Raw genomic sequence first — 12,524 nt, forward strand, 5'->3', positions numbered from 1 at the left:
TTTATATTGTCACTAAACTTTACTTATGTAGACCTTAGTGAAAAAACGTTTTTTATCGCACCTATTATTCCAGGCACGAGAAATACGACACCAAAAAAGATAGCAAGTAAATTAAAATGTTGTGTTTCATAAAAAGTAAACCACTCTCTGAAAATTGAGGCTTCAGTAATTCTTCCAAATAACGTTCCACCAAAATCTCGATAATTAGGTATCCACCCTGTTACTTCAAATGTAATAAAGATGATTTGTGACAATACGAATACACCAATAGAAGATACCCAAGGTCTTTTCAAAAATGGAATATGATGTTGTTTTTTAGTCATGTAATCCCCTCCCTCCATTTCTTCAACGTCAAAATGAAATATATCTAGTATTTCTCTGAAAACCCATCTCTAAGGTATTCTATTATTTCTTGACCCAAAAACGAAACAGTCAACAGAATCAATATAAGGAAAATAGCTAAACCACCGAAAATAAACGAGAACACTATCCCCCATTTTTTATCATTCAATAAAACCTCTCCTATTCCAGCATTTTGTTCCTAGATAATAATGACATCTTTCATTTAATAATACCTCAAATCAGATGTATTCGCATAAATATTTCCATTTATACACAACATTTGAAGAGACTTCTGTTAATTGTTGATCCAAGATGAATTACATTTTCTGCATCGGCTATTGAAAAACCATGACGTTGTATATTTATTAAAAAAGGCAGTTTTCTAAAAAAAATGTTGTTATTCAGCTAACGGTACAATTTATTTGGACAAAGATATCAATTTCATATTAAAATTGACATTGATTAAATTATTTAAGAGATAATCGAGGAGAGACATCATTGCAGATTTATTCATATAACATCCCAGAATTAGATTTATATCACACAAGCATTCCCATTTACAACAAGGACAACAAAGTGATAAGTATCCTCAAAAAAATCGCCACCGCATCCTAACACAACTGTTTCATACGCTTCTCCGATACGGAATGCCATATTGCTATAATGCTATTTCAATTGATAATAATTCAATATACAAAATCGATTGCATATTTACAGGTATTCGTTATACACTATATAGCCGCAATGCAATGGATAAGGTTTCAATTACACAAAAGCGTGTGCAATTAATTGAAAAGGTGCAAACTTTTCTGATCAACGGGGACGTGTACCAATTTGAGAAAGTTTACACTAATTCAGGAACTTTAACGTTAAATGGTGAAAAGATTGCTGTAATTAAAAATTTAGATAATACAAATACAAATTTAACGAATCGTATCCACATTGAAGCAATCAATGATGAAATCGCATCTCTAACTGCTATAATGTATCAAACATTTGTACGTAAATTTTGATAGCAAAAGTTTAATATTTCAATGAGCCGTGTGCTTCAATTTATGAAAGATCAAAAAAAGACAGAATTGATTCTACATCAATTTGTAGATTTATCCTGTCTTTATTTTTTAACAGCTACATACTTTTAGAAAACAGCCTTATTAAAGCCAAAAAGCCACACCAAGTTAGATGTGACTTCAACATTTGATTAATCAAATTCTAAAATATTTTTTTCTACTACTACTTGATAAACCTCTTTCGTACTGATTAAAATCGTTTTATAATGTTCTGTTTCAGTAAATGAATACCAAGACTTCTCATTGAGCCCATTTGAAAGTTCTTCTGTAAAAGTTTCTTGTTCAATATTATTCTTGATTTTATATTCTTCTTCACGACCTTCGTCAAAGTAAAACTTCACTTTATATTCATACTCCATAAATCAACACCTCCCATCTACTTATATAATGGGTTGTAAGTACAAAAATTATGAAACATAATAAAAAGCCACACCTAGTTAGGTATGACATTCATTCTTCTTCATTTTCTGCTCATTCTACATACATTGCTCAAAAACCTCAAAGTTCCAGCTAAGTCCAAGACATCATCAAACATCCTGTTCGCATATCAACCAACCATAAAAAATAGCCCTCTTAACAAATACTTATTAAGAGAGCTTTATATAATTCCTAATCTATCACTTATCTCCAACTGGCTTTAATAAATTCATCGGAAGCCAAACAGCACTATCGTGTCTTCCCTCTAACTTATCGACTACATATATATAACCATTAATTTCATTATACCATGAATAAACAATACTTCCCTTTTTCATAAATCTTTCAGTTTTAGATTCTTTTAATGGAACGCCTTTCCCTTCTGCATCTCCTGTTAGTTCATAACGTACACCTCTATCTCTCGATATTGTCTCAGCGATTTTAAGATCTGTACCAGGATATTCATAGCAAAATTCGTAAGTACCATCACCACTGTCGCAATACTTCAGAAGTTGTCCATTATTTGTATCCTTGAAATAAATACCCCATAATCCTTCTTTTTTGAAGTAACTTCCGTAACTACTAGCAATACCATCACGATTAATATAAATATAAGTTGGATTGTTAAAGAAAGATGAACGAATTTTTATTGGCACTTCTTTGAAAACTACTAAATCCGTTGCTTGCACGCGATATTGCCCCATCTGGTAAAATATTTTGCCATCATATTTCTCAATATCATACGTTTTAAAGAAGTTATTTCGCTTAACCACTAACGAATCAAATGTACCATTTGGATTTTTCTTGTATACCTTGATGTCTTTTTTAAAGGTCATTTTTCCGGTTTGGCCTTTTACAACTTCGGCTCCATCATACATCACTTTTGCTTCTGATTTTGTTGGATTTACTACTGCAAATACAAATGCTGCTAGTAACACAATAAATAATTTTTTCATTATTCTCTCCCTTCTCAGCTTTATTATAGAAAACACAATTTCTTAGTATAATATACTAACAATCCAAAATACTAACAATAAAAACGTGATAATGGAAGTATTATCACAAAATTAGAGTGTTTTTCCTTAAAATAATTTCTTATCTCTAGGTACTCTGATATGAAAATGACGGTTTACATTTAAAGACCTTTAACTAGTAAAGATATAAATAGAGCTAGTGACTATTTTGATGATTTAATTTAATTGGTCACTTTTTGGTCACTCACCTCATTTTTCTACATAATTCTTTAAAATTACACCCTTTACAGTGCCATTTTTCAAGGGTTTGCTCAAATTCCTCAAAGTCCACGGGCTCATTGGAGAAAATATCTGCCTGATATTTTTTCATTTCTAGTACACTTCGCTGAAACGTATGTAAAATATTGTCCATATCAAATGCTGTAAAGGCATATTTTTTTCGTTTACCCGGTAATAAATATTCATTATAGACATCAATCTGGTCAAGAGATACACGATATTTCTGTTGAATATAGTATGCGTAGAGCGCTAATTGCTGGCGATCATCATCGGATTCTCCGCCTGTTTTCCAGTCGATAATAATCCACTTGTCTGCTATTTCATCGTAATAATGAAAATCCATTACGACGAAAACTTGTATCCCCTCTATTTTCATGGAACGAAATTGTTCAGGCTCACCAATTCTTAGGGAGCCTTTTTGAGCGGTAATTTGCTGGAAAGTATCACTGTTAAGAAAGTTGTCAAAGACTGCGGTCATTCGCTCCTTATAGTCTTGTACAAGTTCAGGATTTAACTGCCCATCGTAATAAATTTCCTGCATCATATAAAATTTATTCGGCTTATGTCTCCATAAATCTACATGGCGTGTAGAATCGATAAAAGCGGCATTAAGCTGGCCACGTGCACGATTTACTAGCTCAGCAACAGTTGGGGCCTTGCCGGTTTGCAAATAATCATTGATCGATTGCTCTATTAAATGATGGACAATTTGCCCAAATAAAATCGGCATGGATTGCAGCTTTTTTAAGCGATAGACATGTTGATGATACGGCTCCACATTGTAACTTAACCAGCCATTATGAGAAAAATAATATTCATAGCCATATTTTCGCGCACAGCTTGTTAACGTTTTATGACGTGACAGTGACCACGAAAAAGATGGAAAAGGTGTGATTTCAAACATGGATATCGCCTCCCTATATGTGTATTTTATCAATTTCGACTTGGCGTAATTGCCGCTGCCGCTTCGCTTTCGCGCAGATAAACAATCCGTGACATCCGCCGGAGGCTTTACCTTCATTCAGTAGATGTTTGGATATCCGCTGAAAAGGAATCACATCTCCATTTATCTCATCACCTTCATACGTAGATGTGTCTTCTATTGAATGAAGATAAAATCATATAAGAGTTGTACTATTAGCACAATGGTTACAATACGTAGTAATAGCTTTACTTGACTTGCCTTAACCTTTCTTGCAAGGATAATTCCTATTTGCGCACCAATGACAGAACCAACCATTAACACGATAGTCAATGGCCAATCAATTTTACCTGTGGCAATATACGTAATTGCGGCTCCAGAGCACATCGCAAAAACACCTACACGTGACAGACCTACAGCTTTCATATAAGAGATTTTCTCATGAGCATATGTATAAAGTGCCAGCGTACTGCTCCCAGGACCGAACATCCCATCATAAAAACCAACACCAAGAAGTATTGGACCGTTTTTGCGATTCATTGTAAAGCTTTCTTTTTCTCCAAATTCAGCCCCACCTATAAAGGACATAATAAGGGCAAAGCCTAATAGAATAATCGCGATGAACGTCAATGTTTGACTGCTCATAAACGATGCAAACAGACCTCCAAGGGTACCACCTACTAGGGAAACAAATAGTACTGAGCGCATTTCTGACCATGACAATTCTTTTCTTTTATATATCGTGTAGAAGCTTGAAAAGGCGCTGACCATATTTGAAACCTTATTCGCACCAATCGCTGAATGGACCGGTACCCCCATTAACATCATAGTTGGTAATGTAATTAACCCTCCGCCTCCAACTAATGTTCCAATGACGTTGCCTGTGATGCCTATTAGTAAAAACAACAAGTATTCCATCTCATCCTTCTTTCTATGACACACATGATGGTATTCATATGATACAGTATAACAGACTGCTACTTTTTAAGATAAACTACGAGGTGAACGAATGCTTGAACAACAAAAAACACTTACACCGCGTTTTTGTAAGCCACTAACGCTTATTGTCGCGACCATTTTTTTAGCTGGCATTACGGCAACGCTTATCCAATACAGTAAGCTCCCCGCAACTATACCCGTTTTGCAAAGCTTTACAAGTGAACATGCGCAATTTGGTCCGAAAATCGCTATTTTTTATTTACCCTTTATTGCCTTCATGCTATTTTTACTTTTACAATACTTAGAGATTAGAGCCGCTTATCCGATCCCACGTAAAAATAAGCCTACCTTATCTCATACAGAGCGACAAAATGGGATCATTATTTTCTGTCTCATCAAAAATAGTATACTACTGTACTTTACATATTCACTTTTCAATGACTTAACAGTGGCTTTAGGCCATAATCGCATTTTACAGCAGTGGCATGCTTATTTATTTCTATTTGTACTATGTACTATATTTATAATAGGAGCTGTTCGTGGGATTTTATTGAGTAAGAAGGAATAAAGCGTACCTCACTCCGATACTGTGTTGATGGGAAATTAAAACCACCTATACCTTTGCAATTGTCTATTATGCAAAAGGTATAGGTGGTTTTATTATTAAATCAATTAATAAAGCATAATAATTAAAACAAGTGTTGCACTAATAATACTAATTTTTATTGTTTCTACTTTATATATGGAATATGTCTGTACCTCTCGCTTTAGATTATGCCAAATAATGAAACCATATAAAAACGCAAACATAATCATTAATGGTTTATATAATGGGCCGACCCATGTTGCCCAAGCAAAAACGCTTGAAAGCATCGCAAGTACAAGTACTAACAGCCACCATATACGCTTAGATGGTTTCGATTCTTCTAGATTATGACGTTTATAATAGTACATAGAGAATATATTTACAACTACCACAATAAGTGGCAGGATAAATATCCATGGTATTGTTTCTACAGAGTATAATGTTTGAAATACTTCATCATACATGTCAGAATTCCCAACAAAAAATTGGCCCGAATCAACATTTAGCATGCCTGTATCTGAAATCTGATAACGCTCTTCCCGATGATCTTTAACAACTACTACATCTGCAATATGGTTACCTAACTTTCCATCTGCCTTTTTGACATACTGTGTTAAGTCTTCAAAAAAGCTATAAACTATTGTATCTTCAACCTTCTTTATAGAAATATACAAACTCGAACTTCGCGCAAAGAATTTCCCTCCTTTTCCTCCGAAATGCTTATAAATTGCTTGGATGGATTGATCAGCAGTTTGATGTGGTGATGAATTTTGTGGGATCAAAATTAAAAATAGAGCAATCATGGCAATCGTTAGTAGTAAAAAACTTTCCTTCCATAAAGTTAAGCCATTTCTTTTCTTATGGTGAATGTGTTCATAAATACGGGCCTTTACAGCCTGATCTTCTGGTAATTTATTGAGATCCTTCAGTCGTTTGTTTAAATCCAAATTCATCACCTCCAAGTATCTTCTCTAAAGCCTTCATAGCATTTCTCTGTGTATTCGCTATTTTCACTGTAGACCACCCTAAAATTTCACTAGTTTCGGCTAAATTCAACTCTTCAATTTTTCTGTAAATAAGAACCTCTCGATATTCAGGCTTTAATAATTGGATTGCTTCATATAACAGTCGACGCTCCTCAGACTGCATGATCCAATCATGCGGTACATATTGTGTCTCCCGTTTTTCATGTTCTCTTTGAAATGGCAACCATTTAATAAGTGCTTTTTTCCTATATGTATCATAGACAAGGTTTCGTGCAATTCTCCTTATATAAGTGCCCATAGAAGCCTCATTTCTAAACTGTCCTTTATAAACACGGATAAAGGTTTCCTGCGTTAAGTCCTCCGCTAAACCTGGATCCGAGACCATATAGTAAATAAATTGATAAATGCATTGAAAATATTGTTCATAAAGCTCATCAAACTCCATCTTCTCACCTCTCTTACTTTATTAGACGAATGAGGAAACAAGATTTGTATGTTTAAGTGTAAATTTACTAAGTTAAAAAAAAGGCTACCTGACACCATATAGTATCAAGTAGCCTAAATTTTTTAAAGATCCGTTTTCATATTTTCAAATGCATGTATTAACACATACTTTTGTACACCACGAGCCATTTCAATGCTTTCCTGGGCATGATGATGAAGGGCTGTTTCATTCTTCGTTTTGTATGCATAAACCGCTTCAATTGCTGGTTGCATCCACGGCTTTGTAAGCTGATCGCTGCGCATGTCAGTTGTTCGTCCTTCAAGTGCAGCGATATAACATTTTGCATAGCTAGTTAATGGCTCTTTTTTTATTTTATCGGCCGCATCCTTTGCTTCCTCTAAATTCTCTTTCATGATCGCCATCAGAAATTTACAGTTATACTTCATTGCTGGCTGCTTATATTTTACAATGGCTGTTTCTAATGAGTGAAGCTGCTCTTCCCTAGTCCCATAAGCAAGAGTGTAAGGATAGGCAAAAAACGGATCATTTTTACGATCTTTTACTAATTTATCTACCATCTTCATATTATTTGTCCTAAATAAAATATGTATATGTCTATAAAGCATTGCCATCACTGTAAGGGTAATAATGCAGATTGTAATGGATAGGTGCACGCCTGCTAGTGATAGTACTATTGTTAAAATAAATATGAACAAATAAAATATGGTAAGTTTTGTAATTCTCATAATTCCTCCTACTGTAGTTTCCTCCGCATTTTTCGAGAAAAAATAAAGCCAGCTCCAAGGAAGAATACAAGCGCCATAAACTTCATGAGAGGAATAATAAATAACTTGCTAATCACGAAAACAACCAAAATATAATAGACCACCATTAACAGTAAAAATAACGTTAGTTTATTCACTGTGCTTCCTACTTTCATTCAGTACTGTTTCAATGGCCGCTAGCGCTTTCGGTCCCATCCCATGTAAATTTTTTAACGCTGATAAATCAACCTTTTCCAATTGCTCTAATTTTGTATAGCCTGCCGCATTCAATGCACGTATAGCAGGTTTCGCTACTCCCTTTGGCCATTCCGTCATTTATGCTCGTCCCTTCTTTTTTCGTCTATTGAATAACACTACTCCTATAATACCTAATAATAGTATAGCAAGTGAGACGACATGATAATTAACAAAAAAGTCGTAAATGCTATATTATTATAACGGTATATTGCGGTGAAAATCACGTCCCGAATCCGCTTTGTGCTTGCACAAAGAACTTCCTTTCCGATTCCGTGACTTCCGCCGGAGACTTTATCTTCTTTCAGCTGCTGAAGAAGTTAATTACAATCAAGCAACCTTTTACTACCTACTCGATGAACTGTACTTCAATCACCTCTCTGCTTTATTATGCAATCGAATAGGATGAAATGCAAATAAGCTAGGTCTTTAGAGCACATTGAACATTGCCATGAAAGAGGCAATCAGATTACTAATGCCATGTATGCCCCAGCTTGTTAAGATGGAGCCATTAGATTTTCTCTCATTGATCCACCCCAATAAATAACCTGCAAACGCGGCTGACATAACAACTAATACGACGGCTCCAAAAGGAATAAAAGAAAACATCATCAATCCATGTAAAATGCCAAATAGTAAACTTTGTACGATATTTCCTATTTGAAAACCAAACCTATGCATGAATCTTTTCAGTAAAAAGCCTCAGAACAATAGCTCCTCTGAAAATCCAGTTTGTACAATAGCATAGAAAAAGACTGGTATGAGTGCTGAAAAACCAAGTCCTGTAAAACGATTGGACGCTAAAATTGAACTGTCTAGGTAAAGATAAGTAATTAAAGTGAGTGGTAAGGTTAATAAAACAATGATGAATAAAAACCATACAAAATATATCCCTTTATTTTCAATGACAAGCTTTTTGAGGCCGATCCATCTTAAAAATGATTGTTCCTTTCTTGCTGAGAAAAACCACCAAATAAACGGTATAACTGAAAATAATATGACTTGAAAAATTGCGCTTAGTACACTTTCCAAAACCATAATTCCCCCCCTGTTCAAAATGTTTTACATGAAGAATGACAAGTGATGGTAAGCTGTTTTCCGGAAATCGCTAGTTGATGTTTGAAGTTCGCCGGTAACATCTGCTTTTTCGCCGCTTAATGTTTGAATTGCGCTGCTAACTCTTGCTTTTCCACCGCTTAATGTGGAAACTTCGCCGCTAACTCCTGCTTTTCCGCCGCTTAATATGGAAACTTCGCCGCTAACTCCTGCTTTTCCGCCGCTTAATATGGAAACTTCGCCGCTAACTCTTGCTTTTCCGCCGCTTAATGTGGAAACCCCGTAGGTACTCTATATTGCGTCTTTCTTCATGTTAAGCATATTAAACAGCAGAGTTGAAATCAAGATATTTTTAATGATAATCGTTAAATAATTATCCATTATAAATAAATATTAAATGTTATTCAGTAAATAAACATTTAATATTTATTTGGATTTCGCTCAATAAATTCTGTAATTTCATCTTTTAATTCATAAACTAAATGAAAATAATGACGCTCATTCATTGCACCCTTCTTACGCCACTTTTGCATTTCTTGATAGTGGAAAGTGATAAAATAGCTTTCAATCTCACGACGTTCTATCCCTTCCTTTTTTGCCATATCGACAATAGAAAGACCTTCTTTCCAGTATTGATCATAGACGTCTTGCGTTATCCCAAGCACCTTACAAATAGCAGCATAATCGTATTTCACATGGTAAACAAGCTGTCCATCTTCACCATTTGCATGTTGTTGAATTACATTATTTGCATAACAAATTGGTGTAAAGCTCATTATAAGTAGGCTCGTGAGAACTATTTTTTTGAATGATGCTTTCATGTTAAACCTCCTTCATGTTTTCACTAGTGTGTGAGGTTTAAAAAAATCATATTCCTTTGATCACAATGCTTTTCGAAAAGAAAAGCACCATTTTTCATATCCTAATCGATCTTCATAAAAACGATGCGCACTAGTCCTTTGAATACCAGACTCTAAAGCAATATAGTGCGCGCCATTTTCTTTGCCCCATTTGTGAAGATAGTGCAATAATATTTCTCCATAACCTAATGAACGATACTCCTCATCCGTCACTAAATCATAGACAAAAATATGGCGTTCACTGTAAAAGTTGACTCTCCAACTTAATCCGGCGACAGCCACAATGTTCTTATTTTCGTATAAAGCAAATAACAAATAGCCATCTTGGGTCATTTCTTTTAATAATTGGAGGTATTTTTCTACTGTTAATTCCGTACGAAGCTGCACCATAACGTAATATGCTTCCATCCACTCCTGCTGCGTTGTTAATTTTTTGATTGCTATAGTCATTATTCGAAACTCCTCTTACCAATATTTAATATAATGAAATACTCCATCGTCTATTTTCATCCCGAGCTTCTCATATAATTTTTGAGCACGAGCGTTGTCTGTCGCTGTTTCTAAAGCTATATAACGCGCATCTTTCTGTAAACAGTATGAATAACACTGTTCAATTAGGCCTTGTGCTACACCTTGTTTCCTAGCATACTCTGCCACAAATAAATCGTTTAAAATATACGCCTGTTTCATTGCAACAGATGAAAAAATAGGATATAGCTGGACAAAACCAACTGGCTCCGCATCCAAATAAGCTAAAAAAATTACCGACTCCTCCTTATTTAAACGCTCCATTAGAAACTGCTCAGCCTGTTCTAAATCTGTTGGTTGACCATAAAATTCTCGATAGGCATTAAATAATGGCACGACGTCTCCAACAGTTGCAAAGGTAACTGTACAAATCTCCATAATCGTTTCTCCCCATTTCTTTTAATATGTAATTCTTGTATTATGATAAAAAACTAACTGACATTTAAAAAGAAACAGTTTTCCACATTCCAACATGTCAAGGAGGGACTTTATGGAGGATTTTATTTTCTTATTTACAAATGAAGAGGCAAAATATAAACAAATTTATCAACAAATCAAATGGTTAATCGAACAACGGAGATTAACAACGAATGATTCGCTTCCTTCTATTCGAAGGCTAGCCGAAACTTTACATGTTAGCCGGAATACAACTTTAACTGCCTATGAGCAGCTCGTAGCGGAAGGATACATACGTGGTGAAAGACGAAAGGGATATTTCGTGAATGAATTTGAAAAAGTTTTTCTTCAGGAGGAGGAATGGCCTAGCCTTAGTCAAGAAATTAAAACTAACAGTGGGGATGTCATCATTGACTTTCGGGCTGGAGCTGTCGATCAACAACATTTTCCTTTAAAAATATGGCGGCAAATGGCTAATCAAGTGTTACCTTTACAAAAGTGCTATGAATATGGCGACCCTTTCGGTGAGCCACTTCTAAAGGAACAGCTTGTACATTATTTGCTTCAAGCTCGTGGCGTACATGTAAATGAAGAGGACATTATTATCGGTAGTAGCACGCAACAAATGTTAATTTATCTAGGCTTTCTATTAAAGCAAGATTTCCCAAGTGTTATTTTAGAAGACCCTGGCTACAACGGTGCACGAGATGCGTTCAAGCTGCATGACTTTCAGATAGAAACTTTACCTGTGTCGGAAAAAGGAGCAAAGCTTGAGCATTTAAAGCATTTACATTCGCGCTTACTTTATGTCACACCTTCTCATCATTTTCCATACGGCGTTTCCATGATCATTCAGCAGCGTCAAGCTTTAATTCAGTGGGCTAAAAAAGTTGATGGTTATATACTTGAGGATGATTATGATAGTGAATTTCGTTATACGCAACAGCCATTTCCTGCTCTCGCCTCACTCGACAAGTCACGTGTGATTTATATGGGGACATTTTCAAAATCATTTTTACCAGCTATTCGTTTAAGCTATATGGTGCTACCGAAATCACTTGTACAGCCATATAAAGAACGCTTTGCTCATTTTGAACATAACGCCTCGTCCTTACATCAATTAACAATGGGGAAATTCATGGAACAAGGTGAATGGACACGGCATATTAAAAGAATGCGTATCACCTATAAATATAAAATAAATGCTCTTGTAGAGGAGCTTAACAAACAGTTCGGAGAAAAAATTACGATACTTGGAGAACAATCTGGACTTTATATATTAGTTAAGGTGCAAACTCAATGGTCAGAAGAGCAGCTCATTCAACATGCACAACAATACGGAGTCAAGGTCTACCCTACCAGCCCATATTTTCTACAACAGCCAAGCTCTATACCCATTATACAATTAGGCTTTAGTAAATTAAAAATGGAGGACATCATTCTCGGTGTACAACTGCTAAGAAAAGCTTGGATTACGGAATAATACGCCATAACTGCAAGGGTTATGGTTATGGCTACTCTTTATCTCGATCATCATATGTTTCATCAGCACATTCAACATAGTCGCTCCAGAAAATGTATGTTCCACTTTCCCGATATTGCGTCTTTGGGTGATCTGATTGCGGTTTTCTCTTGGAGCTGAGCAGTTCTTGCGTTGACCCGATTGGTTTTCTTTTGAACCTATAAAAAAGGAGTTTGCACAGAT

The 12,524-nt window shown here is 35.3% G+C and carries 17 protein-coding genes; 3 read left to right on the plus strand and 14 right to left on the minus strand.

Annotated elements, in window-relative coordinates:
* Positions 1-23 precede the first annotated feature (23 nt).
* Positions 24-323: a YfzA family protein gene (locus C7Y47_RS05070; protein ID WP_142507766.1), complete on the minus strand. Its 300-nt coding sequence runs from the start codon at positions 321-323 to the stop codon at positions 24-26.
* A gap of 555 nt (positions 324-878) precedes the next feature.
* On the opposite strand from C7Y47_RS05070, the gene C7Y47_RS26250 reads away from it, so the two are divergent.
* A complete protein-coding gene (locus C7Y47_RS26250; RefSeq protein ID WP_436970096.1) occupies positions 879-1,355 on the plus strand; it encodes a tubby C-terminal domain-like protein in 477 nt (158 codons plus the stop codon).
* Between the two features lie 188 nt (positions 1,356-1,543).
* Here the strand turns inward: C7Y47_RS26250 and C7Y47_RS05080 are convergent, their stop codons facing one another.
* From C7Y47_RS05080 to C7Y47_RS05095, 4 genes are all read right to left on the minus strand, one after another.
* Positions 1,544-1,771: a hypothetical protein gene (locus tag C7Y47_RS05080; RefSeq protein WP_142507768.1), complete on the minus strand. Its 228-nt coding sequence runs from the start codon at positions 1,769-1,771 to the stop codon at positions 1,544-1,546.
* 258 nt (positions 1,772-2,029) lie between these two features.
* Entirely contained in the window at positions 2,030-2,785 is a 756-nt protein-coding gene (locus C7Y47_RS05085) for a hypothetical protein (RefSeq protein WP_142507769.1), read from the minus strand.
* A gap of 262 nt (positions 2,786-3,047) precedes the next feature.
* Positions 3,048-3,986: a PD-(D/E)XK nuclease family protein gene (locus tag C7Y47_RS05090; RefSeq protein ID WP_142507770.1), complete on the minus strand. Its 939-nt coding sequence runs from the start codon at positions 3,984-3,986 to the stop codon at positions 3,048-3,050.
* A gap of 195 nt (positions 3,987-4,181) precedes the next feature.
* Complete coding sequence (locus C7Y47_RS05095) at positions 4,182-4,922, minus strand: sulfite exporter TauE/SafE family protein (protein ID WP_142507771.1); 741 nt, start codon at positions 4,920-4,922, stop codon at positions 4,182-4,184.
* A gap of 91 nt (positions 4,923-5,013) precedes the next feature.
* Here C7Y47_RS05095 and C7Y47_RS05100 point away from each other — a divergent pair, with 91 nt between their 5' ends.
* Positions 5,014-5,511 carry a DUF1648 domain-containing protein gene (locus C7Y47_RS05100; RefSeq protein WP_142507772.1) on the plus strand — a complete coding sequence of 166 codons (498 nt, stop codon included), beginning with the start codon at positions 5,014-5,016 and terminating at the stop codon, positions 5,509-5,511.
* 104 nt (positions 5,512-5,615) lie between these two features.
* On the opposite strand, the gene C7Y47_RS05105 is transcribed toward C7Y47_RS05100, so the two are convergent.
* The 9 genes from C7Y47_RS05105 to C7Y47_RS05140 all read right to left on the minus strand — a co-directional run bounded on the left by C7Y47_RS05105 (position 5,616) and on the right by C7Y47_RS05140 (position 10,801).
* Positions 5,616-6,476: a hypothetical protein gene (locus C7Y47_RS05105; RefSeq protein ID WP_142507773.1), complete on the minus strand. Its 861-nt coding sequence runs from the start codon at positions 6,474-6,476 to the stop codon at positions 5,616-5,618.
* A complete protein-coding gene (locus C7Y47_RS05110) occupies positions 6,442-6,960 on the minus strand; it encodes an RNA polymerase sigma factor (protein WP_142507774.1) in 519 nt (172 codons plus the stop codon). Before C7Y47_RS05110 ends, C7Y47_RS05105 begins: the two co-directional genes overlap by 35 nt.
* A 122-nt stretch (positions 6,961-7,082) precedes the next feature.
* Positions 7,083-7,706, minus strand: coding sequence for a hypothetical protein (locus tag C7Y47_RS05115; protein ID WP_142507775.1), 624 nt, complete (start codon positions 7,704-7,706; stop codon positions 7,083-7,085).
* Between the two features lie 168 nt (positions 7,707-7,874).
* Entirely contained in the window at positions 7,875-8,060 is a 186-nt protein-coding gene (locus C7Y47_RS05120) for a hypothetical protein (RefSeq protein WP_142507776.1), read from the minus strand.
* Between the two features lie 348 nt (positions 8,061-8,408).
* On the minus strand, positions 8,409-8,672 hold the full coding sequence (locus C7Y47_RS25440) for a CPBP family intramembrane glutamic endopeptidase (protein WP_255505031.1): 264 nt from the start codon (positions 8,670-8,672) through the stop codon (positions 8,409-8,411).
* 9 nt (positions 8,673-8,681) lie between these two features.
* On the minus strand, positions 8,682-9,017 hold the full coding sequence (locus tag C7Y47_RS25445; RefSeq protein WP_255505013.1) for a hypothetical protein: 336 nt from the start codon (positions 9,015-9,017) through the stop codon (positions 8,682-8,684).
* A gap of 437 nt (positions 9,018-9,454) precedes the next feature.
* Entirely contained in the window at positions 9,455-9,856 is a 402-nt protein-coding gene (locus C7Y47_RS05130; RefSeq protein WP_142507777.1) for a hypothetical protein, read from the minus strand.
* A gap of 60 nt (positions 9,857-9,916) precedes the next feature.
* Positions 9,917-10,345: a GNAT family N-acetyltransferase gene (locus C7Y47_RS05135; RefSeq protein WP_142507778.1), complete on the minus strand. Its 429-nt coding sequence runs from the start codon at positions 10,343-10,345 to the stop codon at positions 9,917-9,919.
* Between the two features lie 15 nt (positions 10,346-10,360).
* Positions 10,361-10,801 carry a GNAT family N-acetyltransferase gene (locus tag C7Y47_RS05140; RefSeq protein WP_142507779.1) on the minus strand — a complete coding sequence of 147 codons (441 nt, stop codon included), beginning with the start codon at positions 10,799-10,801 and terminating at the stop codon, positions 10,361-10,363.
* Positions 10,802-10,913: 112 nt separating this feature from the next.
* On the opposite strand from C7Y47_RS05140, the gene C7Y47_RS05145 reads away from it, so the two are divergent.
* Entirely contained in the window at positions 10,914-12,302 is a 1,389-nt protein-coding gene (locus tag C7Y47_RS05145; protein WP_142507780.1) for a PLP-dependent aminotransferase family protein, read from the plus strand.
* The last annotated feature ends 222 nt before the right edge of the window (positions 12,303-12,524 follow it).

Origin of the sequence: Lysinibacillus sphaericus (genome assembly GCF_006864135.1) — a bacterium.
Lineage (GTDB): Bacteria > Bacillota > Bacilli > Bacillales_A > Planococcaceae > Lysinibacillus.

Bases quoted from the DNA above. Each gene is read 5' to 3' on its own strand.
- C7Y47_RS25445 (WP_255505013.1), bottom strand. From the start codon at position 9,017: ATGGTTTTGGAAAGTGTACTAAGCGCAATTTTTCAAGTCATATTATTT.
- C7Y47_RS05130 (WP_142507777.1), bottom strand. From the start codon at position 9,856: ATGAAAGCATCATTCAAAAAAATAGTTCTCACGAGCCTACTTATAATG.
- C7Y47_RS05095 (WP_142507771.1), bottom strand. From the start codon at position 4,922: ATGGAATACTTGTTGTTTTTACTAATAGGCATCACAGGCAACGTCATT.
- C7Y47_RS05085 (WP_142507769.1), bottom strand. From the start codon at position 2,785: ATGAAAAAATTATTTATTGTGTTACTAGCAGCATTTGTATTTGCAGTA.
- C7Y47_RS05110 (WP_142507774.1), bottom strand. From the start codon at position 6,960: ATGGAGTTTGATGAGCTTTATGAACAATATTTTCAATGCATTTATCAA.
- C7Y47_RS05080 (WP_142507768.1), bottom strand. From the start codon at position 1,771: ATGGAGTATGAATATAAAGTGAAGTTTTACTTTGACGAAGGTCGTGAA.
- C7Y47_RS05145 (WP_142507780.1), top strand. From the start codon at position 10,914: ATGGAGGATTTTATTTTCTTATTTACAAATGAAGAGGCAAAATATAAA.
- C7Y47_RS05140 (WP_142507779.1), bottom strand. From the start codon at position 10,801: ATGGAGATTTGTACAGTTACCTTTGCAACTGTTGGAGACGTCGTGCCA.
- C7Y47_RS05120 (WP_142507776.1), bottom strand. From the start codon at position 8,060: ATGACGGAATGGCCAAAGGGAGTAGCGAAACCTGCTATACGTGCATTG.
- C7Y47_RS05135 (WP_142507778.1), bottom strand. From the start codon at position 10,345: ATGACTATAGCAATCAAAAAATTAACAACGCAGCAGGAGTGGATGGAA.
- C7Y47_RS05090 (WP_142507770.1), bottom strand. From the start codon at position 3,986: ATGTTTGAAATCACACCTTTTCCATCTTTTTCGTGGTCACTGTCACGT.
- C7Y47_RS05100 (WP_142507772.1), top strand. From the start codon at position 5,014: ATGCTTGAACAACAAAAAACACTTACACCGCGTTTTTGTAAGCCACTA.
- C7Y47_RS05070 (WP_142507766.1), bottom strand. From the start codon at position 323: ATGACTAAAAAACAACATCATATTCCATTTTTGAAAAGACCTTGGGTA.
- C7Y47_RS05115 (WP_142507775.1), bottom strand. From the start codon at position 7,706: ATGAGAATTACAAAACTTACCATATTTTATTTGTTCATATTTATTTTA.